This is a genomic window from Aureimonas frigidaquae, assembly GCF_001463905.1.
In the GTDB taxonomy this organism is placed as follows: Bacteria; Pseudomonadota; Alphaproteobacteria; order Rhizobiales; family Rhizobiaceae; genus Aureimonas; species Aureimonas frigidaquae.
Map to the genome: position 1 here is coordinate 114,140 of NZ_BBWR01000018.1, position 23,844 is coordinate 137,983.

General features: G+C 66.5%; 23 protein-coding genes and 1 pseudogene. 12 read left to right on the plus strand and 12 right to left on the minus strand.

Going from position 1 to position 23,844, the window contains the following annotated elements; genetic code table 11:
• Positions 1 to 297 precede the first annotated feature (297 nt).
• Positions 298 to 960, minus strand: a complete 663-nt coding sequence (locus AUL30_RS17620; protein WP_062229212.1) for an HdaA/DnaA family protein — start codon at positions 958 to 960, stop codon at positions 298 to 300.
• Positions 957 to 2,135, minus strand: a complete 1,179-nt coding sequence (locus AUL30_RS17625) for an AI-2E family transporter (RefSeq protein WP_062229213.1) — start codon at positions 2,133 to 2,135, stop codon at positions 957 to 959. Before AUL30_RS17625 ends, AUL30_RS17620 begins: the two co-directional genes overlap by 4 nt.
• A gap of 172 nt (positions 2,136 to 2,307) precedes the next feature.
• Here AUL30_RS17625 and purM point away from each other — a divergent pair, with 172 nt between their 5' ends.
• Positions 2,308 to 3,381 carry a phosphoribosylformylglycinamidine cyclo-ligase gene (purM, locus tag AUL30_RS17630; protein WP_062229214.1) on the plus strand — a complete coding sequence of 358 codons (1,074 nt, stop codon included), beginning with the start codon at positions 2,308 to 2,310 and terminating at the stop codon, positions 3,379 to 3,381.
• Positions 3,378 to 4,043 carry a phosphoribosylglycinamide formyltransferase gene (purN, locus tag AUL30_RS17635; RefSeq protein WP_062229215.1) on the plus strand — a complete coding sequence of 222 codons (666 nt, stop codon included), beginning with the start codon at positions 3,378 to 3,380 and terminating at the stop codon, positions 4,041 to 4,043. Before purM ends, purN begins: the two co-directional genes overlap by 4 nt.
• A gap of 43 nt (positions 4,044 to 4,086) precedes the next feature.
• On the opposite strand, the gene AUL30_RS17640 is transcribed toward purN, so the two are convergent.
• Together AUL30_RS17640 and AUL30_RS17645 are read right to left on the minus strand one after the other, a co-directional pair.
• Positions 4,087 to 6,222: a molybdopterin-containing oxidoreductase family protein gene (locus tag AUL30_RS17640; protein ID WP_062229216.1), complete on the minus strand. Its 2,136-nt coding sequence runs from the start codon at positions 6,220 to 6,222 to the stop codon at positions 4,087 to 4,089.
• A gap of 105 nt (positions 6,223 to 6,327) precedes the next feature.
• The gene (locus AUL30_RS17645; RefSeq protein ID WP_062229217.1) at positions 6,328 to 7,440 is read right to left on the minus strand and encodes an alkene reductase; all 1,113 of its coding nucleotides are present in this window, start codon (positions 7,438 to 7,440) and stop codon (positions 6,328 to 6,330) included.
• Positions 7,441 to 7,581: 141 nt separating this feature from the next.
• Between AUL30_RS17645 and AUL30_RS17650 the strand changes: the two genes are divergently transcribed.
• Genes AUL30_RS17650 through AUL30_RS17660 form a run of 3 tightly spaced genes read left to right on the plus strand, consistent with a single transcriptional unit; the run spans position 7,582 to position 9,601 of the window.
• The gene (locus AUL30_RS17650) at positions 7,582 to 8,433 is read left to right on the plus strand and encodes a 23S rRNA (adenine(2030)-N(6))-methyltransferase RlmJ (RefSeq protein WP_062229218.1); all 852 of its coding nucleotides are present in this window, start codon (positions 7,582 to 7,584) and stop codon (positions 8,431 to 8,433) included.
• A gap of 60 nt (positions 8,434 to 8,493) precedes the next feature.
• Positions 8,494 to 8,976, plus strand: coding sequence for a hypothetical protein (locus AUL30_RS17655; protein ID WP_062229219.1), 483 nt, complete (start codon positions 8,494 to 8,496; stop codon positions 8,974 to 8,976).
• A gap of 28 nt (positions 8,977 to 9,004) precedes the next feature.
• Positions 9,005 to 9,601 (plus strand): glutathione S-transferase family protein, encoded by a 597-nt coding sequence (locus AUL30_RS17660; RefSeq protein ID WP_062229220.1) that lies wholly within the window; start codon positions 9,005 to 9,007, stop codon positions 9,599 to 9,601.
• A 36-nt stretch (positions 9,602 to 9,637) separates the two neighbouring features.
• Here AUL30_RS17660 and AUL30_RS17665 read toward each other — a convergent pair whose 3' ends face one another.
• The gene (locus tag AUL30_RS17665) at positions 9,638 to 10,273 is read right to left on the minus strand and encodes an alpha/beta hydrolase (protein WP_083508050.1); all 636 of its coding nucleotides are present in this window, start codon (positions 10,271 to 10,273) and stop codon (positions 9,638 to 9,640) included.
• 161 nt (positions 10,274 to 10,434) lie between these two features.
• Here AUL30_RS17665 and AUL30_RS17670 point away from each other — a divergent pair, with 161 nt between their 5' ends.
• Positions 10,435 to 10,932: a cupin domain-containing protein gene (locus tag AUL30_RS17670; protein WP_062229221.1), complete on the plus strand. Its 498-nt coding sequence runs from the start codon at positions 10,435 to 10,437 to the stop codon at positions 10,930 to 10,932.
• Here AUL30_RS17670 and AUL30_RS17675 read toward each other — a convergent pair.
• The 7 genes and pseudogenes from AUL30_RS17675 to AUL30_RS17705 all read right to left on the minus strand — a co-directional run bounded on the left by AUL30_RS17675 (position 10,929) and on the right by AUL30_RS17705 (position 16,459).
• A complete protein-coding gene (locus AUL30_RS17675; protein WP_062229222.1) occupies positions 10,929 to 11,339 on the minus strand; it encodes a DoxX family protein in 411 nt (136 codons plus the stop codon). The genes AUL30_RS17670 and AUL30_RS17675 overlap by 4 nt on opposite strands.
• 1 nt (position 11,340) lies before the next feature.
• Positions 11,341 to 11,688, minus strand: a pseudogene (locus tag AUL30_RS17680) (DUF2155 domain-containing protein); the annotation flags it as partial.
• Positions 11,689 to 11,822: 134 nt separating this feature from the next.
• Positions 11,823 to 12,209 (minus strand): NADH:ubiquinone oxidoreductase subunit NDUFA12, encoded by a 387-nt coding sequence (locus tag AUL30_RS17685; RefSeq protein ID WP_062229224.1) that lies wholly within the window; start codon positions 12,207 to 12,209, stop codon positions 11,823 to 11,825.
• A 75-nt stretch (positions 12,210 to 12,284) separates the two neighbouring features.
• Positions 12,285 to 13,781 (minus strand): Asp-tRNA(Asn)/Glu-tRNA(Gln) amidotransferase subunit GatB, encoded by a 1,497-nt coding sequence (gatB, locus tag AUL30_RS17690; protein WP_062229225.1) that lies wholly within the window; start codon positions 13,779 to 13,781, stop codon positions 12,285 to 12,287.
• Positions 13,782 to 13,845: 64 nt separating this feature from the next.
• Positions 13,846 to 15,327, minus strand: coding sequence for an Asp-tRNA(Asn)/Glu-tRNA(Gln) amidotransferase subunit GatA (gatA, locus tag AUL30_RS17695; RefSeq protein ID WP_157070279.1), 1,482 nt, complete (start codon positions 15,325 to 15,327; stop codon positions 13,846 to 13,848).
• A gap of 54 nt (positions 15,328 to 15,381) precedes the next feature.
• Positions 15,382 to 15,669: an Asp-tRNA(Asn)/Glu-tRNA(Gln) amidotransferase subunit GatC gene (gene gatC, locus AUL30_RS17700; RefSeq protein ID WP_062229227.1), complete on the minus strand. Its 288-nt coding sequence runs from the start codon at positions 15,667 to 15,669 to the stop codon at positions 15,382 to 15,384.
• Positions 15,670 to 15,757: 88 nt separating this feature from the next.
• Positions 15,758 to 16,459, minus strand: a complete 702-nt coding sequence (locus tag AUL30_RS17705; protein ID WP_062229228.1) for a metal-dependent hydrolase — start codon at positions 16,457 to 16,459, stop codon at positions 15,758 to 15,760.
• Positions 16,460 to 16,526: 67 nt separating this feature from the next.
• Here AUL30_RS17705 and ruvX point away from each other — a divergent pair, with 67 nt between their 5' ends.
• The 6 genes from ruvX (at position 16,527) to topA (ending at position 23,844) form a co-directional block, all read left to right on the plus strand.
• Complete coding sequence (ruvX, locus tag AUL30_RS17710) at positions 16,527 to 17,006, plus strand: Holliday junction resolvase RuvX (RefSeq protein ID WP_062229229.1); 480 nt, start codon at positions 16,527 to 16,529, stop codon at positions 17,004 to 17,006.
• Between the two features lie 57 nt (positions 17,007 to 17,063).
• Entirely contained in the window at positions 17,064 to 18,017 is a 954-nt protein-coding gene (locus tag AUL30_RS17715; protein ID WP_062229230.1) for an aspartate carbamoyltransferase catalytic subunit, read from the plus strand.
• The gene (locus AUL30_RS17720) at positions 18,014 to 19,321 is read left to right on the plus strand and encodes a dihydroorotase (RefSeq protein WP_062229231.1); all 1,308 of its coding nucleotides are present in this window, start codon (positions 18,014 to 18,016) and stop codon (positions 19,319 to 19,321) included. The genes AUL30_RS17715 and AUL30_RS17720 overlap by 4 nt, the downstream gene beginning before the upstream one ends.
• Positions 19,318 to 19,929, plus strand: a complete 612-nt coding sequence (plsY, locus tag AUL30_RS17725; protein WP_062229232.1) for a glycerol-3-phosphate 1-O-acyltransferase PlsY — start codon at positions 19,318 to 19,320, stop codon at positions 19,927 to 19,929. The genes AUL30_RS17720 and plsY overlap by 4 nt, the downstream gene beginning before the upstream one ends.
• Positions 19,930 to 19,931: 2 nt before the next feature.
• Positions 19,932 to 21,026, plus strand: coding sequence for a DNA-processing protein DprA (gene dprA, locus AUL30_RS17730; RefSeq protein WP_062229233.1), 1,095 nt, complete (start codon positions 19,932 to 19,934; stop codon positions 21,024 to 21,026).
• A 121-nt stretch (positions 21,027 to 21,147) separates the two neighbouring features.
• Positions 21,148 to 23,844 (plus strand): type I DNA topoisomerase, encoded by a 2,697-nt coding sequence (gene topA, locus AUL30_RS17735; RefSeq protein WP_062229234.1) that lies wholly within the window; start codon positions 21,148 to 21,150, stop codon positions 23,842 to 23,844.

Genomic DNA, 23,844 nt, shown 5'->3' on the forward strand with positions numbered 1-23,844 from the left:
CTTCCTCGCCCGCGCGGGCGGCGGCCATCACGGCAGAGGCGGCGCCATTGCCGACCAGCCCGTCCACCAAAGCGGCGGCGGCCTCTTCCGCTTTCTCGATTTCGACCGGTGGGAGCGGCGCGGGCTTGCGGGCGCGGGTGGCAGGCCGCGGCTTTGCGGCAGCGCCGGCGCGTGGGGAAGCGCTCTTGGTGGCGCGGGTGCTCTTGCCGGACATCTCGTTCACGCGATTCTCCCATACTGCCCGAATGTAAACCTAAGCGCGCTTAGCCCGCCCGAGCAACGTTTTGATGACGGGAATCAGGCGGCGTTCAGATCGTCCAGAACCGCGCTGACCAAAGCGCGTGTCACGCGCCGGCCGGCCGCCAGGCTTTCGCGGTCCAGCCTGTCGACCAGCGTCTGCGCTGCAACCACGGAGCGCTCCATCCGCGGCACGACATAGCTGAGAAGCCGGGGATCCACATCCATCTGCCGATCGGCGAAAAGCTTGAAGAGCACGCCCTCCAGGAGCGCATCGTCCGGCGCCCCGATGGCGACCTGCGTCGCCGCCCGCAGGCGGGATGCAAGGTCGGGCAAGGCGACCTTCAAAGCGGGGGCCGACACGCGGCTGGTGATGAGCACCGTGCCAAGCCCCGTCCGCGCGGCGTTGACCACGGCGAAGATTTCCGGCTCCGTCAGGTCGGTGCGGTCGATATCGTCGATCACCGCGACGAAGCCGGGCTCCTGCGCAAAACCTTGGCCATGCGCGGGAACCACCGCCCCGTGTTCGAGCGCGAAGGCCGATGCCAGATGCGTCTTGCCGCTGCCGGCGGGCCCGCTCAGGAACAGGACGGGGTGCGGCCAGGCCGGCCAGGCATCGACGGCATCGACCGCGAGCCGGTTCGATTCCGTTTCGATGAAGTCCGCCCGCGCAAAGGAGGCGCGGTGCGGCAGTTCGAAGGGGAGCTGGCGGGGTTTGGTCATGACCCGTCTCCTCTGGCGCCGTCGCGGGGCGAAAATTCGTTGCGGATCGCGGCCGACAGATCAAGGCTCTCCAGCTTGGACGGCGGCTGTGTTTCGATCGTGCGGCCGTAATAGACGTCGCTTTCCAGGTATTTTCCGAGCGCGAAGCGGACGAGCACGCCGACTGCCGCCGCGGCCGGCACGGCAATGAGCAACCCGACGAAGCCGAACATGGCGCCGAAGGCAAAAAGGGCGAACATCAGCCAGACCGGATGCAGCCCGACCGAAGCGCCCACCAGCTTGGGCTGGAGGATATAGCCCTCGATGAACTGCCCGGTGAAGAAGACGCCGGCCGTCGCCGCCACCCACATCCAGTCGGGTGAGAACTGGACGAGCGCGATCCCCACCGCCACGATCAGTCCGAGGGCCGAGCCGACATAGGGAATGAAGGAGATCATCCCCGCAAAGAAGCCGATCAACAGGCCGAAATTCAGCCCCACCAGCGTCAGGCCGACCGCATAATAGGTGCCGAGGATCAGGCACAGGCTGCCCTGCCCGCGCACGAAGCCGGCGACCGAGCGGTCCACCTCACGCGCAAGGCGGCGCACCGTGGCCAGATGCTGCCGCGGCACCCAGGAATCGATGCGATCGATCATCCTGTCCCAGTCAAGCAAAAGGTAGAAGGCGACCACCGGCGTGACCACGAAGAGCGACAGGAAGTTCACCAGCGCCAGGCTGGATGTCCAGAGCTGCCCGACAAAGCTCGTGAAGAAGGCCGTGCTCTGGCGCACGATGTCCGAGAAATCCTGGCTGAGGCTCTGCTCCTGATCCTGGAACATCCAGGACAGGGGGCCGGCGCGGGCCTCGATAGCCAGTTCCTGCAAGCGTTGCAGGTAATGCGGAAGATTGGCGACGAAGGATGCGATCTGGCTGGAGATCACCGGCACGATGACCAGAATCATCGCCACGATCAGGACGACGAAGACGACCAGGATGACGAAGGATGCCATCAGCCGCGACAAGCCGCGGCGCGACAGCCAGTCGGCGACCGGATCGAGGAAATAGGCCAGCACCATGCCCAGCACGAACGGCAGAAGGATCGAGCTGAAAACCCAGATGAAGGCCAGCACGAGAGCCCCCGCCCCGCCCCAGAACAAGGCCTGTCGCCGGAGGAGCCGGCTGCGATCCTTCACCATCTTCGCCGTGTCGCGCTCCGCTCAGCCTGTGCCTTTACCTGTCGAGATAGGCAGCCCCGACCGGGTGGGTCAAGGGATGGCGCGCCGCATTATCCCGGCTTTCCCTGTCGTTTTTGCACTTGTCTCCGCCATCCGCTCATGTCAACCGAACGGCAGGAACGGGGCGAGACAGATGAGCGACCAGACAAAGACCGGTTTGACCTATCGCGACGCGGGCGTCGATATCGATGCGGGCAATGCGATGGTGGACCGTATCAAGCCCCTGGTGCGCTCCACCCGCCGCCCCGGCGCCGACGGTGAGATCGGCGGCTTCGGCGGGTTGTTCGACCTGAAGGCGGCCGGCTTCACCGACCCGGTCCTCGTCGCCGCCAATGACGGCGTCGGCACCAAGCTGAAAATCGCCATCGATACCGGCCTGCACGATACGATCGGCATCGACCTCGTCGCCATGTGCGTGAACGACCTCGTCGTGCAGGGCGCCGAGCCGCTCTTCTTCCTGGATTATTTCGCCACCGGCCGTCTGGACCCCGCCCAGGGAGAGGCGATCGTCTCTGGCATCGCGCAAGGCTGCCGCCAGGCCGGCTGCGCGCTGATCGGCGGCGAAACCGCCGAGATGCCGGGCCTCTACGCGGAAAAGGATTACGACCTGGCGGGCTTTGCCGTCGGCGCGGCCGAGCGCGGGCGCCTGCTGCCGAGCGCTGAGCTCGCGCAAGGCGACATGATCCTCGGCCTTGCCTCGTCGGGCGTCCATTCGAACGGCTATTCGCTGGTTCGCCGCATCGTGGAGCGCAGCGGCGCCGCCTACGATGCGCCCGCCCCCTTCGACGCCACGCGCAGCCTGGCGCAGGCCCTGATGGAGCCGACGCGTATCTATGTCCGCCCGCTCCTGGCCACGCTCGCGCAGGGGCAAGGCATCAAGGCGCTGGCGCACATCACCGGCGGCGGTTTCCCGGAAAACATCCCCCGGGTCCTGCCGGCGCATCTGCGCGCGGATATCGACCTCGACGCCATCGACGTGCCCAAGGTCTTCGGCTGGCTGTCGCGCGAGGGCGGCGTCGGTGAGGCAGAGATGCTGCGCACCTTCAATTGCGGCGTCGGCATGATCGTCGTCGTCTCGGCGGCCGATGCAGCCACAGTCAGCGCCCTTCTGCAGGAAGCGGGCGAAGGCGTCACGCCGCTGGGCCGCATCCTGGCGCGTGAGGACCAGCCCGCCGTCACCTTCAACGGATCGTTGAACCTGTCATGACGACGCCGCGCAAGCGCATCGCCGTTCTGATTTCCGGCCGGGGCTCCAATATGGAAGCCCTGATCGAAGCCTGCCGCGCGCCCGATTTCCCGGGCGAGATCGTGCTCGTCCTGTCCAACCGGCCGGATGCGGGCGGGCTGGAGACCGCCCGGCGCGCCGGCATCCTGACGCTCGCGCTCGACCACCGGGCCTATGCGAACCGCACCGCGCACGAGGATGCCGTCGCCGCCGCCCTCGACGAGGCCGCGCCCGATGTCGTCTGCCTTGCCGGCTACATGCGGCTCCTCGGCGCACCCTTCGTGGAGCGCTATGCCGGCCGGATGATCAACATCCACCCGTCCCTATTGCCGTTGTTTCCAGGGCTCCACACCCATGAACGGGCGCTGGCCGCCGGCATGCGCCTGCATGGCTGCACAGTGCATTACGTCACGGCCGGCATGGACGAAGGCCCGATCATCGCGCAGGCGGCCATCCCCGTCCATGCGGGCGATGACGCGCAAAGCCTGTCCGCGCGCCTTCTAACCGCCGAGCACCGCCTCTACCCGCATGCGCTCCGCCTGGTCCTGTCGGGCCGCGTGCGCTGGCAGGATGGCGCGGCCGTGCCCGCGGCCACCGATGGAACGCCAGGCGGCGCGGGGGATATGCTGATCAGCCCGGCCTGACGCCCGGCCTTTCCGGGCATCGAACACGCCAAGCAGGCGCGGCTCAGGCCGCCTCTGCCGCCGCCAGCGGCGGCGCGGGCCGCACCCAGACGCGATTGTCGTGGAAGGCCGCGCCACCGAAGGGCGCGGGCGCATCTGCCCCCGTCAGCACGTTGATGCCCTCGCCCCGTTCGAAGGCGCTGTTCGGCCACAGACCTTCATGGATGAGCACGCCGGGCCGGACCGTTTCGCTGGCACGCAGTGGCAGGATCACATCGCCGCGCCGGTTGCCGACGATCACCCTTGCGCCATCCTGCAGGCCGAGCCGGGCGATATCCTGCGGATGGATCAGGAGTTCGGGGCGAACCTCCTTGGCCACCGAGGATGTGGTTTCGGCAAAGCTGGAATTCAGGAACTGGCGCGCGGGCGATGTTGCCAGCCGGAAAGGATGATCACCATCCGCCTCCTCGATCACGTCGACATGGTCCGGGAACTCCGGCAGCCGCTCGACCGGTCCGAGCAGGCCCATGCTTTCCGGCGGGCGCGTATTGGGGCGCATGCCCGTCCAGTCGGGGCGGAAGCGGAAACGCCCGTCCGCCCAGCCGAAGCCATCCAGGAAATGGGCTTTGCGAAAATCGGGCTGAACGTCCAGCCACCGCTTCTCTTCCAGTTCGGCAAGGCCGCCCGCATAGCCGCTGGTCTTCAGCATGCGGTCGATATGGTCGCGCTCGGTCAGGCCGAAGCCGGGGCGGTCGGCGACGCCGAGCCGCCTGGCGAGTTCCTCGATGACGAAATGGTTGCTGCGCACCCCCTCTGGCCCGTCGATCAGCTTGGGGCCGAGCAGGATGTGGCTCTGGCCGCCGCCGCGGTAGATGTCGTCATGTTCCAGGAACATGGTTGCCGGCAGGACGAGGTCGGCCATCATGGCCGTGTCGGTCATGAATTGCTCATGCACGGCCATGAACAGGTCTTCGCGTCGCAGACCCTCCATCACAAGCCGCTGCTCGGGGCAGACATTGGCCGGGTTGGTGTTCTGCACCAGGAGCGCCGCAACGGGCGGGCCACCCTGCAGGGCCGCCCGATCCCCGGTCAGGACGCGGCCGAACTGGGACTGGTCGAGGTGCCGAACGGAAGGGTTCATCAGGGCGTCGCCTTCGACGAAGCTCTTGTCCAGGCCGAAGATTCCGCCATTGGTGTGGAACGCGCCACCGCCTTCGTGCTGCCAATGGCCGTAGACGGCGGGAACGCAGGAGGCCGCATGCATGGCGACCGTCCCGTTGCGCTGGCGCGTAAACCCGTAACCCAGCCGGAAATAGCTGCGCGGCGTATGGCCCAGAAGCGCGGCCAGGGCCTCGATCTCCGACACGTCGAGCCCCGTGATCTGCGCGGCCCATTCGGGCGTACGGGACGCGACATGCGCCTCCAGCCCGGCGGGATCGTCCGTGTGCCGGGACATGTAGCCACGGTCGGCCGTTCCGTCGCGGAAGGCGATGTGCATGAGCGCGCAGGCCAGCGCCGCATCCGTGCCCGGCCGCAGCTTGAGCGCCATGTCGGCCTGTTTCATCGTGGCGTTGTCATAGATGTCGATGACGACGATCCGCGCGCCGCGCTCCTTGCGGGCACGGATCGCGTGGGTCATCACGTTGACCTGGGTGGCGACGGCATTGGTGCCCCAGATCACGATGCAGTCCGACTGGGCCATTTCCCGTGGATCGACGCCCGACAGGGCGCCCGTGCCGGCATACCAACCCGTCCACGCCGTGTTGACGCAGATCGATCCGAACTCGCCGGAATAGTCTTTCGCATGCCGCAGTCGGTTGATGCCATCGCGCTGCACCAGGCCCATGGTGCCGGCATAGTAGAAGGGCCAGACGCTTTCCGCACCCAACCGCGCCTCGGCCTTGATGAAGGCCTCGGCCACCAGGTCCAGCGCATCGTCCCAGGTAATGGGCCGCCAGGCGCCGTCGCCCTTGGCGCCGACGCGCTGCTGCGGCTGCAGGAGGCGGCCGGGGTGGTGCACCCGTTCGGCATAACGGGCGACCTTCGCGCAGATGACGCCGGCCGTGTAGCTGTTGGCTTCCGCGCCCCGGACGCGGCCGATGGTGCGCTGATCGATCAGGTCCACCTCCAGCGCGCAGGTGGAGGGGCAATCATGCGGGCACGCCGTGGCGCCCTTGCGGAACGGAAGCGGCTTGTTCATCCCTAGGTCATACCAGATGCACAGGCCGCTTCCTCATTCATTTTGCGCATGCGCGCCATTGGCCGCGCAGATGCTGGCCGCTCAGGCCGCTCAGATATTGGCCGCTCAGGCGGCCTTGCCGGAACGGGCCACCTCTTCCGGCGTCATGGGCGGGTAGTCGGTGTAGCCGCGCTCGTCGCCGCCGTAGAAGGTCGCCGTGTCCCACGGCGCCAGCGGCGCGCCGAGCGCGATCCGCCGGACGAGGTCCGGGTTGGAGATGAAGGGCCGGCCGAAACAGGCAAGATCGATCGCACCGGAGGCCACGCGCTCGGCGGCGAGCTGCGGCGAGTAGTCGTTATTGCCCATATAGAGCCCGGAAAAGCTCTGCCGCAGGATGGACAGATCGAAGCCACCCACCTCGCGCGGGCCGCCGGTGGCACCTTCGACGACGTGGAGATAGGCCAGCCTACGTTCGGACAGGGCCTCCACATAGGGCAGGAAGACGGATTTGGGGTCACTGTCGGTCAGGTCGTTGGCCGGGCTGACCGGCGAAATGCGGATGCCGGTGCGCTCCGGGCCCCACACATCCACCACGGCGTCCACCACCTGCAAGGGGAAGCGCATCCGGTTTTCCACCGAGCCCCCGAAGGCGTCGTCACGCTTGTTGGCGCCGTCCCGCAGGAACTGGTCCAGAAGATAGCCATTGGCCGAATGGATCTCGACCCCGTCGAAGCCGGCCGCCTTGGCTTGGCGCGCGGCATGGCGGTAATCCTCCACCACGCGGGGCAGTTCGTCCGCGCTCAAGGCCCGCGGGGTCACCATGTCCTTCATGCCCTCTTCGGTGAAGGACTGCCCCTTGGCGGCAATGGCGGACGGTGCCACCGGCAGCGCGTTGCCGGGTTGAAGATCGGGATGGGACACTCGGCCGACATGCCAGAGCTGGAGGTAGATGTGCCCGCCCTCGGCATGGACCGCGTCCGTCACCTTCCGCCAGCCCTCAACTTGCGCATCGGTCCAGATGCCCGGCGTCCAGGCATAGCCGCGCCCTTCGCCCGAAATGTTCGTGGCCTCGGTGATGATCAGTCCGGCCGTTGCGCGCTGTCGGTAATATTCGACATGCATCTCCCTTGGCACGCCGTCGGGCGTGGCGCGCGAACGCGTCAGCGGCGCCATGACGATTCGGTTCTGGATCTGGATAGGGCCGAGATCGACCGGCTGGAACAAAGTCCTCTCGCTCACGGGTAACACCTTTCGCTTTCGCGCCCCTCGCGCTGCACTTTCGACGGGCAATCGAAGCGGATATGGCTATGCACAAGCGAACCCGCCGCCACGATTTGCATGAACGGAGCGTTCGCAATTGCGAAACAAGGCCGTAACACGTTGAATTACCGACACGCTTTCCATGCCGGCAACTTCGCCGATGTTCACAAGCATGCCTTGCTGGCGCGGCTGGTGCTGGCCTTCCAGCGCAAGGACAAGGCCTTCCGCGTCTATGACACGCATGCCGGGATCGGCCGTTACGACCTGTCGGCCGACGCATCCACCCGCACCGGGGAATACCGGACCGGCATCGCCCGGCTGCTGGAAAGCGATGCCGCCAACGATCTACTCCTGGCGCCCTATGTCGGCTGCGTCCTGGCCGAGGGTTCGACCGATGGGGCCTTGCGCTTCTATCCCGGCTCGCCGGTCCTGATCCGGCAGCTCCTGCGTCCGCAGGACCGCCTCTCCGCCTATGAGCTGCACCCGCAGGACGCGCGCAGCCTTGCCGAGCTTTTTGCGGGCGATGTGCAGACCAAGGCGATCCACCTGGATGGCTGGCTTGCCCTGAACGCCCACCTGCCCCCGAAGGAGCGGCGCGGGCTCGTGCTGATCGACCCGCCCTACGAGGAGCCGGGCGAGTTCGAGCGCATAGTGGACCGGCTGGTGCGGGCGCACCGGCGCTGGCCGGGCGGCACCTATGCGGTCTGGTACCCGATCAAGAAGCGCGAGGCGGTGGCCGCATTCCATGCGTCCCTGTCCGACAGCGGCATCGCAGACATCATCGCCTGCGATCTTCGCCGGCAGGCGGCCGGCGCGGTGGAAACGCTGATCGGTTCGGGGCTGGTGGTCGTCAACCCGCCCTACGGCTTCCAGGAGGAGGCCCGGCAGGTCATGGAACGCCTGCTTCCGGTCCTTGCGCTCGATACAAAAGCCGATTGTGGCATCAATGTGCTGGCACCCGAGCGTTCCTGAGCTATGATAGTGCAGGTATGCAACGAACACCCTGCCATAATCGCAGGTTTCGGAGGGATCATGACATTCGGCAAGCGCGCGGTAGCGAGCCTTATTCTCTGTGCGGCGGCCAGTGCCACGACGGCCGCTTCGGCGGCGGACTATTTCCGTGCCGTTCCCCAGACCGCGGAGGTGATCGTCGTTCAGTCCCGCACGCCCGCCTGTAACGATCCGCGCGTCCTGGCGCAGATCGAGGACCAGTTCGAGTATGGCGCCCCCAACACGCTCGGCGCGCCGCGCAGCGTGATGGAGTTTTCCGCGCTCCAGGAAAAGGCTTGGTTTCCGGCGGCTGGCCTGCGCAAGGTGGAGCGGCGCTACTGCCAGGGGCGGGCAACCGTGACGGGCGGCGACTACAAGGGCATGACGACGAACGATTACGTCTACTACGTGATCGAGCATCCGATGGGCTATGCGGGCGTGAGCTGGCGTGCGGAAGGCTGTTTCCTGGGCTATGACGTCTGGCGCGTCTATGGCGCGAACTGCCAGTCGCTCCGTCGTTTCTGAAAACCCTGCCCGAAGTGTCCTGATCACCATGCGTCTTCTGTATTCCAAGCCGTCACCCTACGCGTCCAAGGTGCGGCTCTGCGCCCATCATTGCGACATCGCGCTCGAGCTCGTCTCCACCGATACGTCGCAGAACCCGCCGGAGCTGATCGCGGCCAATGCGCTGGGGAAAATCCCGGTCCTGCTCCTCGACGATGGGTCCACCGTCCATGACAGCAAGGTCATCTGCGAATATCTGGACCGTCTCAGCGGCAACCAGCTCATTCCGCAGACGACGGAAGCCTGGCTCCAGACCAAGCGGACCGAATCACTGATCGACGGGGCGACGGAATGCGCCCAGGCCCGCCTCTACGAGGTGCGGTACCGGCCGGAAGAGATGCGCTACCAGCCGATGATGGACAAGCAATGGGGGCGTGCCATGCGCGCCCTGAAGGTGCTGGACGGAGAAGTGGCCGCGCTGCCGGAGGCGCCCAATCTGGCGCATTTTGCGCTGGCGGCCGATCTTGGCTGGCTCGGCCTGCGCTTTGCCGGCGAGTGGGAGGACCAGAACCCCAACCTCGTCCGCTGGCTCGAAGACTTCGCCCGCACCTACCCGGCCTTCAACGACTTGCGGCCCATGGCCTGATACGGCGCGCCGCCCGATAAGGGCGGCGCCCCTTCGTCAGATGGCGCCGATGCCGCTGCCATGGGCCTGCACGGCACGCGGGTTGATTTCCGTGAACCAGCTTCGGCCCTGTGTGCGCTCCGCTTCGGCGATTGGCTGGCGCCCACGCAGACCATTGGCAAGCGTGATCGCATCCGGCCATGGGCCGAAGCCGCTGGCGATGTTGACGTGGCCGGCCTGGCCGAGATCCCAGAGCGCGGAGCCCCAGATGGCCGCCTGCCGTTCGGCCCCGCGGTAGGACAGGTAAGGATCGTTGCGGCTCGCCGCGACGATGGAGGCGAAAGGAAGGCTCTGCGACTGTTTGCCCAGGAACGTCTCGGCACCCGGCGTCGTCGATGCCAGCGTGATCAGATCGACCGGGGCCACCAGCAGCGCGCCGCCGACATGCTCGGCCGACGGGCGGCCGACGAGGGCCGAGACCAGAGCGCAGCCCAGGCTGTGCGCCACCAGGATGACTCCGGGCGCCGAGGCCGCGATCCGCGCCTCGAGCGCGGCCAGCCAGTGCGGCAGATGCGGATAGGTCCAGTTTTCCTGTTCCACCAGTTCGGCGGTTGCCTCAGTCGAGGCCCAATGATGCTGCCAGTGACCGGCCGGAGAGCCGTTGAGGCCCGGAACAAGCAATGTCTTGATCATCGCCGCACATCCCTTCCTGCTTCCTATGAACAGAAAGCTAGAGGAAAGCCCGGACCGGCGGAAAACATAATATACCAAATGAGTCGACTATCGCAGGATGGCCGTTCCAAATGACTGGACGCCGCCGTGCGATGCGCGCAAGCTCCGCTTGAGGTGGCCCCATGACAGACGATGATCCGCACAGTCAGGCAGACCACGCGCCCGCGCGTTGGAAGCACGATGGCGTGCGGGTGATCCGCGGCGACGCGCTCGATAGCAACACGCCCCAGACGCCCGGCATGTTCCGCCAGGCCGCCATCGACCATGCGCGCGTGGGCGCCCAGCGGATCTGGGCCGGTACCGTCACCATCGCGCCGGATGCCAGGACGGGCGTCCATCACCACGGCGCCCTGGAAAGCGTGATCTATGTCGTGTCAGGGCGTGCCCGCATGCGATGGGGCGAGGCGCTGGAATTCGTCGCCGAGGCCGGCCCGGGAGATTTCATCTTCGTGCCACCCTATGTGCCGCATCAGGAAATCAACGCCGATCCGGGCGAAGTGCTGCAATGCGTGCTCGTGCGCTCCGACAATGAGGCGGTGGTGGTGAACCTGCCCGATATCGAGCCTGTCGAAGCGCCTGAAGCCGTCTACTGGCAGGACCCGATCCATCGCCGGCCCTAGCGCCTGCGGCCGACACGCAAGATGCCGGTCGCCCACAGGGTCCAGGCGATGATGACGATCTGCAGCGGCAGCCGGACGGCATGGTAGGCCATCGGCAACCCCGTGCCGCTGCGCCAGTCCAGAAGCGCGTGGTACATGTTGGCAGGCCAGACGCAGAGCGCATAGGCCGCGAAGGCCCATCCGGCAGCACGCCGAAACCGTGGGATCAACAGACCGGCGGCACCGGCCAGTTCACACAGGCCGGTCACGAGGACGACGCCTGCCGGCTCCGGAACGAAGGGCGGCACGATCCTGGCAAGTGCAGGAGCGTAGGCCAGATGCGCAAGCCCGGCCAGGCCATAGGCGAGCGCCAGAAGGTACAGGGCCGCGACGCGCCAACGGCTTTCCGGGGCGCGCCTGTCGGGCATATCAACCCTCGGGCGGCGGTGGAACGCTGGAATCGGCGCTGCAATCCTTCAACCACACGTCGTAGACCGGGTGCTCGACGGCGTTCAGGCCCGGCGAATCGGCGAACATCCATCCGGTGAAGATGCGGCGAATCTCCCGATCCAGGGTGATCTCGTCGACCTCCACGAAGCTGTCCGTCTTGGGCGCTTCATCCGGGGAGCGGCTGTAGCAGACGCGCGGCGTCACCTGCAGTGTGCCGAACTGGACCGTCTCGTTCACATAGGCGTCGAAGGTGGTGATGCGGCCGGTGATCTTGTCGAGGCCGGAAAAGACCGCGACGCGGTTCTCCAGCCGCGCGGCATCCGCCGGCACCAGGCCGAACAGGCCCGTCGCCGCAATGGCAAGACCCGCCACCACCGCACCCGACCGCATGGCGCGGCGGCGTGTGGCGCGTAGCCTCGAGGGGCTCGGCTTCAGCGTGCGAAGTATCACGGAGCCGAGAATCACGGGGCCCAGGCGTCGTAATCGCCCGTCACGCGCGGGCGCTCCGCCGTGTTCAAGAGCGATCCCTTGGGGCGGTAGGCCAGCGCCGTGCCGGTCAGGTTCGCCGTATGGGGCTTCTCCCAGGGGCGCGGGCGGTAATCCTGTGCAGTCGGCGGTGTGTCGACCCGGTGATGCATCCAGCCATGCCAGCCCGGCCCGATGGCCGTCGCCTCGGCGGGGCCGTTATAGATGACCCAACGCCGCTTGCCGTCGGCCGACTGGTAATACACGTTGCCGCGCTCGTCCTCGCCCACGCGCTGGCCGAAACGCCAGGTGTGGAAGCGCGTGCCGATGGTCTGGCCATTCCACCAGGTGAAGATTTCGAGCAGCCAGTCTTTGAACTTCATTGCGTCATTCCCGGTTCACCGAGCCTGTCCGGCCAACTGTGCATGCATATGCGCCGCCACGGCGCAAAAGTCCAATCAATCCAGGCCCAGCCTGGCCTTCACCAGATCGTTCACGGCCTGCGGATTGGCCTTGCCGCCGGTGGCCTTCATCACCTGTCCGACGAACCAGCCGGCCAGGGTGGGCTTGGCACGCGCCTGCTCGACCTTGTCCGGATTGGCGGCGATCACGTCCTCGACAGCCTTCTCGATCGCCCCCGTATCGGTCACCTGTTTCAGGCCGCGGCTTTCGACCAATTCCCGCGGGTCGCCGCCCTCGTTCCAGACGATCTCGAACAAATCCTTGGCGATCTTGCCGGAAATCACCTTCTCGCGGATCAGATCCAGGATGGCGCCAAGCTGCGCGGCCGAAACGGGCGTCTCCTCGATTCCCATGCCGCTCTTGTTCAGGGCGCCGAGCAGGTCGTTGATGACCCAGTTGGCGGCCTGCTTGCCCTCGCGCCCCTGTGCGACCTGTTCGTAAAAGTCCGCAATGGCCTTTTCGGACACCAGAATGGACGCGTCATAAGCCGACAGGCCGGACTCGATCAGCCGTGCGCGTTTGTCGTCCGGCAGTTCCGGCAGGCCGGATGCCAGCTCCGCCACGAAGGCATCGTCGAATTCGAGCGGCAGGAGATCCGGGTCGGGGAAGTAGCGGTAGTCATGCGCATCTTCCTTGGTGCGCATGGAGCGCGTCTCGCCCTTCACCGGATCGAAGAGCCGCGTTTCCTGCTCGACGACGCCGCCATCCTCGATCAGGGCGATCTGGCGGCGCGCCTCGGCCTCCACCGCCTGGCCGACGAAGCGGATGGAATTGACGTTCTTGATCTCGCAGCGCGTTCCAAATTCACCGCCCGGGCGGCGGACGGACACGTTGACATCGGCCCGCATGGAGCCCTGGTCCATGTTGCCGTCGCAGGTGCCGAGATAGCGCAGAAGAGTCCGCAGCTTGGTCAGGTAGGCGCGCGCCTCCTCTGCCGAGCGGATATCGGGCTTGGACACGATCTCCATCAGCGCCACGCCGGAGCGGTTCAGATCCACATAGGACATTGTGGGATGCTGGTCGTGCATGGACTTGCCGGCATCCTGCTCCAGGTGCAGCCGCTCGATGCCGATCTCGATCTCGTCGAACTCCCCCTTAGAATCGGGACCGACGGAGACCTTGACCACGCCCTCGCCCACGATGGGCTGCAGGTACTGCGATATCTGGTAGCCCTGCGGCAGGTCCGGGTAGAAGTAGTTCTTGCGGTCGAAGACCGACCGCTTGTGGATGGCAGCCTTCAGGCCGATGCCAGTCCGCACCGCCTGGCGCACGCATTCCTCGTTGATGACGGGAAGCATGCCAGGCATGGCCGCGTCCACCAGGCTGACATTCTCGTTGGGGCCGGCGCCGAAGCGCGTCGACGCACCAGAAAAGAGCTTGGATTCCGACAGGACCTGCGCGTGCACTTCCATGCCCACGATGATCTCCCAATCGCCGGTGGCGCCGGCGATGAACTTCTTCGGATCGGGGATGCGCGTATCGACGATCGACATTCTCAAAGACTTCCGTAACGGGTTCCGGCCATGGCCGACAGAATGGTCACCTTCATCGGCAGGCTCACCACCAGCGTTGCGGCTCGAAGCGCCCGGCGGCGGCTTCGATCACCGATGCGGTGGCGAACAACGCCTCCTCGTCGAAAGGACGGCCGATGAGCTGCAGCGCCAGCGGCGTGCCTTCCGCCGACAGTCCGGCCGGCACGGCGATGCCCGGCAGGCCCGCCATGTTAACCGTGATGGTGAAGACGTCGTTCAGATACATCTGGACGGGATCGGCCTTCATGGCCTCGTCACCGATGGCGAAGGCCGCGCTCGGCGTCGCGGGCGTCAGCATGGCGTCGACGCCGTCGGCGAAGACGGTCTCGAAATCGCGCTTGATAAGCGTGCGGACCTTCTGCGCCTTCAGGTAATAGGCGTCGTAGTAGCCGGCCGACAGGACATAGGTGCCGATCATGATGCGGCGCGTGACCTCGGAGCCGAAGCCGGCGGCGCGGGTATTCTCATACAGCGTGGTGATATCCTTGCCTGGGACGCGCAGCCCGTAGCGCACGCCGTCATAGCGGGCAAGGTTCGACGAGGCTTCCGCCGGAGCCACGATGTAATAGGCCGGCAGCGCGTAGCGCGTGTGCGGCAGCGATACGTCGACGATCTCCGCCCCCGCATCCCGCAGCCAGTCCATGCCCTGCTGCCACAGGCGTTCGATCTCCGGCGGCATGCCGTCCACCCGGTATTCGCGCGGAATGCCGATCCGCATGCCCTTGATGGAGCGGCCGACGGCGGCTTCGTAATCGGGGACCGGCCGGTCGACGGAGGTTGTGTCACGCGGGTCGACGGACGCCATGGACTTTAACAGGATGGCCGCGTCGCGCACATCGCGGGCGATCGGCCCGGCCTGGTCGAGCGATGATGCATAGGCGACGATGCCGAAGCGCGAGCAGCGGCCATATGTCGGCTTGATGCCGACCGTACCCGTGAAGGCGGCTGGCTGGCGGATGGAGCCGCCCGTATCGGTGGCCGTGGCGCCGGCGCAGAGCCGCGCCGCGACGGCCGCCGCCGAGCCGCCGGACGAGCCGCCCGGCACGAGCGCGCGCTCGGAGCCTTCCGCACGCCACGGATTGACCACCGGCCCGTAATGGCTGTTCTCGTTGGAGGAGCCCATGGCGAACTCGTCCATGTTCAGCTTGCCGAGCATGACGGCGCCGTCCGCCCACAGATTGGCGGTCACGGTCGATTCGTAGGGCGGCTTGAACCCGTCCAGGATATGGCTGGCGGCCTGTGTGTGCACGCCCTTGGTGGCGAACAGGTCCTTGACGCCGAGCGGTATGCCTTCCAGCGGCCCGGCCGAGCCGCCGGCGCGGCGCGCGTCCGAGGCATCCGCCATGGCCAGCGCCTGCTCCGCCGTCACGCTGACATAGGCGTTCAGCGCGGGATTGGCCGCTTCGATCGCGTCGATATAGGCCTGCGTCAGCTCGCGCGCGGAGAAGGTGCCGGCCGTCAGGGCGGCACGCGCCTCAGCGATAGTAAGGGATGTGGGTTCGGTCATCGGCCTGTCACGGATATCTCTTGATGGGCGTTTTGCGGGGAGAAGCCAGTACGGCTACTCGACCACTTTCGGCACGACGAAGAAATTGTCTTCGCAAACCGGCGCATTGGCGACGATATCGGCCACCTTGTCACCATCGGTCACCACATCCTCGCGGCGCTTCATGGCCATGGGCGTTACCGATGTCATGGGCTCGACGCCGGTCACGTCCACCTCGTCGAGTTGCTCGACGAAGCCCAGTATGGCGTTCAGATCGCCCGCCATGGCGTCGAGCTGATCGTCGGTGACGGCGATGCGCGACAGGCGCGCAACGCGGCGGACAGTGTCTCTATCGACGGACAAGGCTTTGCCTTCCCTCTTGCAGCATGGTGTTCCGAAGGCTGCGTATATCGGGCCGCTCCCTGCGGAGCAAGGCGCTGCCCTTCAAGCCTCAGACGCTGAAGGCCGTGCCGATGGTGGGGCGAAGCACTTGGGCCCGATCCTCTTCCATGGCTTCGATGAACCGCTCGGGCGAGGCGTCCAGCGGCGGGAACGTCCCCCAGTGAATGGGAATGATCGTCCGGAAGGTGAAGTAGCGGCGGCAGGCAAGTGCGGCGACGGCGGCGCCCATGGTGAAGCGGTCTCCCACCGGGACCAGCCCGATCTGCGGATGATGCAGTTCCTGGATCAGGGCCATGTCACCGAACATGTCCGTATCGCCCATATGGTAGACGCTCGGCCCATCCGCGAAATGGAACACCAGCCCGTTCGGCATGCCGAGATAGGTCACCGACCCGTCGGCACCGACATGGCCGGAGGAATGGAACGCCTGGGTGAAGGTCACCGAGAAGGTGTCGAAGCGGATCGTGCCACCCGTATTGCCGGGCGCGACATCGGCCACGCCCTGCCCGGCCAGCCAGTTGGCCAGCTCGAAATTGGCAATCACCTGCGCGCCGCTCAGCCGGGCGAGTTCGACCGTATCGCCCACATGATCGTCGTGCCCATGCGTCAGCGCGATATGGGTGACGCCGTCCGCCACCTCTTCAATACTGCCGGAAAAATGCTTGTTTCCGCTCAGGAACGGGTCGATGAGAATGGTCGCACCGTCACATTCGATGCGGAAGGCCGAATGGCCGTAATAGGTCATCTTCATGCGGCATGGGCTCCGTTGCCGGTTCGTGCTGCGATAATTGACCCCCTGAAGGTAAGGTTCAAGACGAATGCCGATTGTCGACGTCAACGAAATCGAGGCCCTGATTCCCTCCGGCACCGTGCTGGCCGGCCTCGATCTCGGCACCCAGACGATCGGCCTGGCCGTCTCCGACCTCGGCCTGCGTTTCGCCACGCCCCGCCCGGTGATCCTGCGCAAGAAGTTCACCCTCGATGCGCAGGTGCTGAAGGCGGCCCTGGACGCGGCGCGCTGCGGCGGCGTGATCCTGGGTCTTCCTTTGAACATGGATGGCAGCGAAGGGCCCCGCGCGCAGTCGACGCGCAGCTTCGCCCGCAACTGGACGGCCCTGGACGAGCGCCCGCTCGCCTTCTGGGATGAGCGCCTGTCCACCGTGGCGGCGGAGCGCAGCATGATCGAAGCCGACCTGTCGCGAAAGAAGCGCAAGGAGCGCATCGATTCCGCCGCCGCGTCCTTCATCCTGCAGGGCGCGCTGGACCGGCTGACCGCGCGCCGGCGAGAAACCGGTTGACGATGCCCCCGGCCTGCTTGCCGATCAGGGCGTGTCGGCCTATAGCCAAGCCTTGATATGAGCTCGCAAAACGCCTCCTCCGCCCCGACGCGCCGGCACCTGACCGGGATCGCGACGCTTTCGCTCCCCGACATCCAGACGCTTCTCGACCTTTCCGAGGAAGAGATCGCCGTCAGCCGGTCCCGCGACAAGAAGAAATCCGCCCTCAAGGGGCGGACCCAGATCAACCTCTTCTTCGAAGCCTCGACGCGGACACAGTCCTCCTTCGAGCTGGCCGGCAAGCGCCTCGGCGCGGACGTGATGAACATGTCGGTGGCCAATTCCTCGGTCAAGAAGGGCGAAACGCTCATCGATACGGCGATGACGCTGAACGCCATGCGGCCCGATATACTGGTCGTCCGCCATCATGCGGCCGGCGCGGTGGCGCTGCTGGCGCAAAAGGTCGATTGCTCGGTCGTCAATGCCGGCGACGGCGCCCATGAACACCCCACCCAAGCGCTTCTGGATGCGCTCACAATCCGCCGCCGCATGGGCCGCGTGGCCGGGCTGCGCGTCGCCATCTGCGGCGATGTCCTGCACAGCCGCGTGGCGCGCTCCAACATCCTGCTTCTCAATGCGCTGGGTGCGGAGGTGCGCGTGATCGGCCCTTCCACGCTTCTGCCCTCCGGCATTGCCGACATGGGCGTCACGGTCTTCCGCAAGATGGAAGAGGGCCTGAAAGACGCCGATGTCGTCATGATGCTGCGCCTGCAGCGCGAGCGGATGGAAGGCGCCTTCGTCCCCTCCGTCCGCGAATATTTCCGGCAATACGGCCTTGATGGCGACAAGCTCTCCCATGCGCGGGCTGGCGCGCTGGTCATGCATCCCGGCCCGATGAACCGCGGCGTGGAGATCGCCTCCGGCATTGCCGACGGGCCGCAAAGCGTCATCGAGGAACAGGTGGAAATGGGCGTCGCCGTCCGCATGGCCGTGATGGAATGGCTGGCAGGCGGAGACGGAGAATCAAGATGAACCAGCCTCCCCTCTTCATTGAAAACGCTCGCATCTTCGATCCGTCGCGTGATCTGGACGAGCCGGGCGCCATCATCGTTCAGGACGGGACGATCCAGGCGGCCGGGCGCGCTGCGCTCAATGCCGGCCGGCCGGACGGTGCGACGGTTCTGGATGCCCGTGGCATGCTGGCCATTCCCGGCCTCGTCGACGCACGCGTCTTCATGGGAGAACCCGGCTACGAGCACCGGGAAACCATACATTCGGTGGGGGCGGCCGCGGCCGCCGGTGGCGTCACCTCCATCCTGACCATGCCGGACACCAACCCGGTTATCGACGACGTTGCCCTGGCGCAGTTCGTCATGCACACGGCGCGCGAAAGCTCGGCCGTGAACGTGTTCCCCTCGGCAGCCCTGACGCGCGGTTTGCTGGGCCACGAGATGACCGAGATCGGCATTCTCTCCGACGCCGGCGTAAGCGTCTTCACCGAAGGGCGCAAGACCCTCTCGAACCCCGCCCTGATCCGCCGGATCATGACCTATGCGCGGGATTTCGACGCCCTCTTCATGGCTGAAACGCAGGACCCCGCCCTGACCGGCTCCGGCGTCATGAACGAAGGGCTTCTCGCCTCCTGGCTCGGCCTGCCGGGCATCCCGCGCGAAGCCGAGCTCATACCGCTGGAGCGGGATTTGCGCCTGGCCGCGCTGACGGGCGTGCGGTATCACGCCGCGCAGCTTTCCACCGCCATGGCCGCGCAGGCGCTGCGCCAGGCACGCGCAGCGGGCGTGCGCGCCACCGGCGGCGTGTCGATCAACCATCTGACGCTGAACGAAAACGATATCGGCGAGTATCGCACCTTCTTCCGCCTGTCCCCGCCGCTGCGGACCGAGGATGAGCGCCGCGCCATGGTGGAGGCGCTGGCCGACGGCACCATCGATATCATCGTATCGTCGCATGATCCGCAGGATGTGGACGTCAAGCGCCAGCCCTTCGCCGATGCCACGGCGGGCGCCATCGGGCTCGAGAGCCTCCTGCCCGCGGCCCTGCGGCTCCACCATTCCGGCGCCGTCCCCCTGAAGCGCATCATCGCGGCACTGACGATCAATCCGGCGCAGCTGATGAAGATCGATCGCGGCACCATGCAGCCGGGTCGGCCGGCCGACATCACCCTGGTCGATCTGGACCACCCGTTCATCTTTTCTGAAGGCGACATTCATTCGCTGCAGAAGAACACCGTCTTCGAGAATGCCCGCTTCCAGGGCCGGGCCGCCTGCACGATCGTCAACGGGCGCATCGTCCACCAGCTTGATGAGGTCAGCGCATGAACGACATGCTCGCCTCCGTTCCGACGGGCGTCCTGATCCTGTGTGCGCTCTTTGGATATCTGAGCGGAAGCATTCCCTTCGGCCTCGTGCTCACACGCGCCTTCGGGCTGGGGGATCTACGCAGCATCGGCTCCGGCAATATCGGCGCAACCAATGCCTTGAGAACCGGCAACAAGCTGCTGGCGGGATTGACCTTTCTGGGAGATGTCCTGAAGGGGACCATCCCCGTCCTCGTGGCGTGGCGTTGGGGTATCGGCGCCGCGGGCATCGCTGGCATCGCGGCCTTTCTCGGCCATCTCTTCCCCATCTGGCTGCGCTTTCGCGGCGGCAAGGGTGTCGCCACCTATCTCGGCGTCCTGCTCGGCCTGGCACCGATCGGCGTTCCGGTCTTCGCCGTGGTCTGGCTCGGCATGGCCTTCCTGTTCCGCTACTCCTCGCTGGCGGCGCTGGCGGCAACGCTGGTCGTTCCCATCGTCCTCTATCTCATCGGTAACACGCCGGCCGCTGCGCTTACCGCCTTGCTGACGCTGCTGGTCTACATCAAGCATCATGCGAACATTCGCCGCCTAACCAGCGGCACTGAAACGAAAATCGGCTCGAAGGGCTAGCCATGGACGGAGCGGCGGGCGCGCTGTCCGACACGGAGCGCTTCGCGCGCCTGCGTCTGGCCCGCAGCCGGCAGGTCGGCCCCTCCACCTATGTCGCGCTCCTGGCGCGCTATGGAACGGGTATCGCGGCCGTGGACGCCTTGGCAGCGGGCATGACGGGGCGTTTCTCACGCGTCGTCCTGTCTCCACAAGCCGCCATCGAGCAGGAGCTGGAGCGGGCGCACCGGCTCGGTGCGCGACTGGTCCTCCTGGGCGAAGACGCCTATCCGCCGCTCCTGGCCGCCCTGTCGGGCCCACCGCCGGCCCTGGCCCTGATGGGCGATCCGGCCGTGTTCCGCCGTCCGGCGCTTGCCGTCGTCGGATCGCGCAACGCCTCGCTCGCCGGCACCGCCATCACCCGCGCCCTGTGCGAGAATCTTGCCCGATGCGGCATGGTGATCGTCTCGGGCCTGGCGCGCGGCATCGACACGGCCGCACATGAGGCTGGGCTTGCCACCGGCACCGTGGGCGTTTTCGCAGGCGGGCTGGACAGGCCCTATCCGCCGGAGAACAAGGGCCTCATGCGGCGCATCGTCGACCGGGCCGGATGCCTGGTGTCGGAAATGCCCTTCGGCCGCGAACCACGGGCAGTGGATTTCCCACGTCGCAACCGGCTCGTGGCCGGGCTGTCACACGGGCTTCTCGTCGTGGAAGCGGCGCTGCGGTCCGGCTCGCTCATTTCGGCGGCCAGCGCGGCGCAGATCGGACGCCGCGTCTTCGCCGTACCGGGCTCGCCGCTCGATGCGCGGGCGGCCGGCCCCAACCAGCTCATCCGCAACGGCGCGATCCTGGTCACATCGGCCGACGATATAAAGACGGGACTGCGCGGCGCCGTTTCGCTGGCCGGAGCGTCATCCCAGCCGTCACTGGCCCTGTTCGGAGGGGGCGAGGACGCCGATATTCTCGGTTCATTGCTGGGGGTGGCGCCCGTTTCCATAGACGATCTCGTGGCGCAGAGCGGCTGCGCGGCGCCGCGTGTGCAGGAAGCCCTTCTGGAACTGGAACTTGCCGGCCGGCTGGAGCGCCATTACGACGGTCGCGTCTCCCTCTGTGGCTGATGGCGGATTGGCGGTCGGACTTGACCGGCGCATTCTGGCTGTCCATGTGAGCGCAGCACTTTGATTCGGGCCCATGCCGCTTTCGGCAGCGTGACCCCCTCTTACCCGGGACTGTCAGCCTATGGACGTCGTCATCGTTGAATCGCCTGCGAAAGCGAAGACGATCAATAAGTATCTGGGGAGCAACTATAAGGTTCTCGCTTCCTTCGGCCATGTGCGGGACCTTCCCCCGAAGGACGGGTCTGTGCGTCCGGACGACGATTTTTCCATGGATTGGGAGGTCGACAAGCCGAGCCAGAAGCGCCTGAGCGACATTGCCCAGGCGCTGAAGGGGGCCGATGGCCTGATCCTGGCCACCGACCCGGATCGCGAGGGCGAAGCCATTTCCTGGCACGTCCTGGAGGTTCTGCGGCAGAAGCGCGTGATCGGCCAGAAGCCGGTCCGGCGCGTGGTCTTCAACGCGATCACCAAGCAGGCCGTGCTCGACGCCATGGCCAACCCGCGCGATATCGACGTGCCGCTTGTCGATGCCTATCTGGCCCGGCGCGCGCTGGATTATCTCGTCGGCTTTACCCTGTCGCCCGTTCTGTGGCGCAAGCTGCCGGGCGCCCGTTCGGCCGGCCGCGTGCAGTCGGTGGCGCTGCGCCTCGTCTGCGACCGCGAATCGGAGATCGAGCGTTTCCGCGCTGTCGAATACTGGCGCCTCGGCGCACGCCTCCAGACACCGCGCACCGACGATTTCTCGGCCCGGCTGACGAGCTTCGAGGGCGAGAAGCTCGACAAACTGGCCATCGGCAATGGCGAGCGTGCGGGCCAGATCCGCGACATGCTGGAGGGGGCAAGTTTCCGCGCCACCGGCGTCGAGGCCAAGCCGACCCGGCGCAATCCCGGGCCGCCCTTCACCACCTCGACCCTGCAGCAGGCCGCATCGGCCAAGCTCGGCTTCTCGGCCTCCCGCACCATGCAGGTGGCGCAGCGCCTGTATGAGGGCCTCGACATCGACGGAGAAACCGTCGGTCTGATCACCTATATGCGAACGGACGGCGTGCAGATGGCGCCCGAGGCGATCCAGGGCGCCCGCAAGGCCATCGCCTCGACCTTCGGCGACAAGTATCTGCCGGAAAAGCCGCGCTTCTATTCCACCAAGGCCAAGAATGCGCAGGAAGCGCACGAGGCCATCCGGCCGACCAGCTTCGACCGCCATCCCAAGGATATGGAGAAGTTCCTCGACCGCGATCAGGCGCGGCTCTACGAACTGGTCTGGAAGCGGGCGATCGCCAGCCAGATGGCCTCGGCCGAAATCGAGCGCACGACCGTGGACATTCTGGCCGACAATGCCGGCCGCCGCGCAACCCTGCGGGCGACGGGCTCGGTCATCCGCTTCGACGGCTTCATCGGCGCCTATGTCGATCACCGTGACGACGCCGCCCCGCAGCCCCAGGCCGGCGAGGAAGACGACGAGTCGAACCAGCTGCCGGAGATCCGCGAGGGCGAAAGCCTGAAGCGCCTTGGCATCGATGCATCGCAGCACTTCACCGAGCCGCCGCCGCGCTACTCGGAAGCCTCGCTGATCAAGAAGATGGAAGAGCTCGGGATCGGCCGTCCGTCCACCTATGCAGCCACGCTGCAGACGCTGGAAGACCGGGATTACATCATCCAGGAAAAGCGCAAGCTCCTGCCCGATTCCAAGGGGCGGCTTGTCACGGCCTTCCTCGGCAACTTCTTCGACCGCTATGTGGAATACGACTTCACCGCCGAACTCGAGGAAAAGCTTGACCGAATCTCCGCCGGCGAACTTTCCTGGAAGGACGTGCTGCGTGACTTCTGGCGTGACTTCTCCGCCCATGTGGACCAGACCAAGGAGTTGCGCGTCACCGATGTGCTCGACGCCCTCAACGAGGATCTGGCGCCGCTGGTCTTTCCGGAGCGCGAGGACGGCAGCGACCCGCGAAGCTGCCCGCGCTGCGGCAACGGCAAGCTGTCGCTGAAGCTCGGGCGTTACGGCGCCTTCGTCGGCTGCTCCAACTACCCCGAATGCGGCTTCACGCGGCAGCTCGGCAGCAATCTGTCGGCCGACGCCTCGACCGAGGCCTCGAACGATCCGCAGGAACTGGGGACCGACCCCGTGACCGGAGAGGCGATCACCCTGCGCAACGGGCGCTTCGGCCCCTATGTCCAGCGCGGCGACGGCAAAGAGGCCAAGCGGTCCTCTCTGCCCAAGGGCTGGGAGCCGGCGCAGCTCGATTTCGACCGCGCGCTGAAGCTCATCAACCTCCCGCGGGAGGTCGGCGCCCATCCGGAAAGCGGCAAGCCCATCCTGGCCGGGCTCGGCCGCTATGGGCCCTTCCTCCAGCATGACGGTGCCTATGCCAACCTGGAGACGATCGAGGATGTGTTCTCGGTCGGCCTGAACCGGGCGGTCAGCGTCCTGGCGGAGAAGAAGGAGCGCGGCGGGCGCGGTCGCTCCACGCCGGCGGCCATCGCCACGCTCGGCGAACATCCGACCATCGGCGGCTCGATCACCGTTCGGGACGGGCGGTTCGGTCCTTACGTGAATGCGGGCAAGGTCAACGCGACCCTGCCGAAGGGCAAGGACCCGGCTTCGGTGACTCTCGAGGAAGCGATCCAGCTTTTGAACGAGCGGGCCGAAAAGACGGGGGTCAAGACCGGCAAGGGCGCCAAGGCGCCGGCGCGCAAGACGACCGCCGCCAAGACGGCCAAGCCGGCCGCCAAGGCAAAGGCCCCGGCCAAGAAAAAGGCGCCGGCCAAGGCCACGCGCAAGACCAAGGGTGCGTCGGACGCGCCGGACAAGGAGTAG

Bases quoted from the DNA above. Each gene is read 5' to 3' on its own strand.
- ruvX (WP_062229229.1), top strand. From the start codon at position 16,527: ATGCCGATTGTCGACGTCAACGAAATCGAGGCCCTGATTCCCTCCGGC.
- AUL30_RS17705 (WP_062229228.1), bottom strand. From the start codon at position 16,459: ATGAAGATGACCTATTACGGCCATTCGGCCTTCCGCATCGAATGTGAC.
- plsY (WP_062229232.1), top strand. From the start codon at position 19,318: ATGAACGACATGCTCGCCTCCGTTCCGACGGGCGTCCTGATCCTGTGT.
- AUL30_RS17720 (WP_062229231.1), top strand. From the start codon at position 18,014: ATGAACCAGCCTCCCCTCTTCATTGAAAACGCTCGCATCTTCGATCCG.
- AUL30_RS17675 (WP_062229222.1), bottom strand. From the start codon at position 11,339: ATGCCCGACAGGCGCGCCCCGGAAAGCCGTTGGCGCGTCGCGGCCCTG.
- AUL30_RS17685 (WP_062229224.1), bottom strand. From the start codon at position 12,209: ATGAAGTTCAAAGACTGGCTGCTCGAAATCTTCACCTGGTGGAATGGC.
- AUL30_RS17655 (WP_062229219.1), top strand. From the start codon at position 8,494: ATGACATTCGGCAAGCGCGCGGTAGCGAGCCTTATTCTCTGTGCGGCG.
- gatA (WP_157070279.1), bottom strand. From the start codon at position 15,327: ATGACCGAACCCACATCCCTTACTATCGCTGAGGCGCGTGCCGCCCTG.
- AUL30_RS17660 (WP_062229220.1), top strand. From the start codon at position 9,005: ATGCGTCTTCTGTATTCCAAGCCGTCACCCTACGCGTCCAAGGTGCGG.
- AUL30_RS17625 (WP_062229213.1), bottom strand. From the start codon at position 2,135: ATGGTGAAGGATCGCAGCCGGCTCCTCCGGCGACAGGCCTTGTTCTGG.
- AUL30_RS17665 (WP_083508050.1), bottom strand. From the start codon at position 10,273: ATGATCAAGACATTGCTTGTTCCGGGCCTCAACGGCTCTCCGGCCGGT.
- AUL30_RS17715 (WP_062229230.1), top strand. From the start codon at position 17,064: ATGAGCTCGCAAAACGCCTCCTCCGCCCCGACGCGCCGGCACCTGACC.
- AUL30_RS17670 (WP_062229221.1), top strand. From the start codon at position 10,435: ATGACAGACGATGATCCGCACAGTCAGGCAGACCACGCGCCCGCGCGT.
- AUL30_RS17620 (WP_062229212.1), bottom strand. From the start codon at position 960: ATGACCAAACCCCGCCAGCTCCCCTTCGAACTGCCGCACCGCGCCTCC.
- purM (WP_062229214.1), top strand. From the start codon at position 2,308: ATGAGCGACCAGACAAAGACCGGTTTGACCTATCGCGACGCGGGCGTC.
- dprA (WP_062229233.1), top strand. From the start codon at position 19,932: ATGGACGGAGCGGCGGGCGCGCTGTCCGACACGGAGCGCTTCGCGCGC.
- AUL30_RS17640 (WP_062229216.1), bottom strand. From the start codon at position 6,222: ATGAACAAGCCGCTTCCGTTCCGCAAGGGCGCCACGGCGTGCCCGCAT.
- purN (WP_062229215.1), top strand. From the start codon at position 3,378: ATGACGACGCCGCGCAAGCGCATCGCCGTTCTGATTTCCGGCCGGGGC.
- gatB (WP_062229225.1), bottom strand. From the start codon at position 13,781: ATGTCGATCGTCGATACGCGCATCCCCGATCCGAAGAAGTTCATCGCC.
- topA (WP_062229234.1), top strand. From the start codon at position 21,148: ATGGACGTCGTCATCGTTGAATCGCCTGCGAAAGCGAAGACGATCAAT.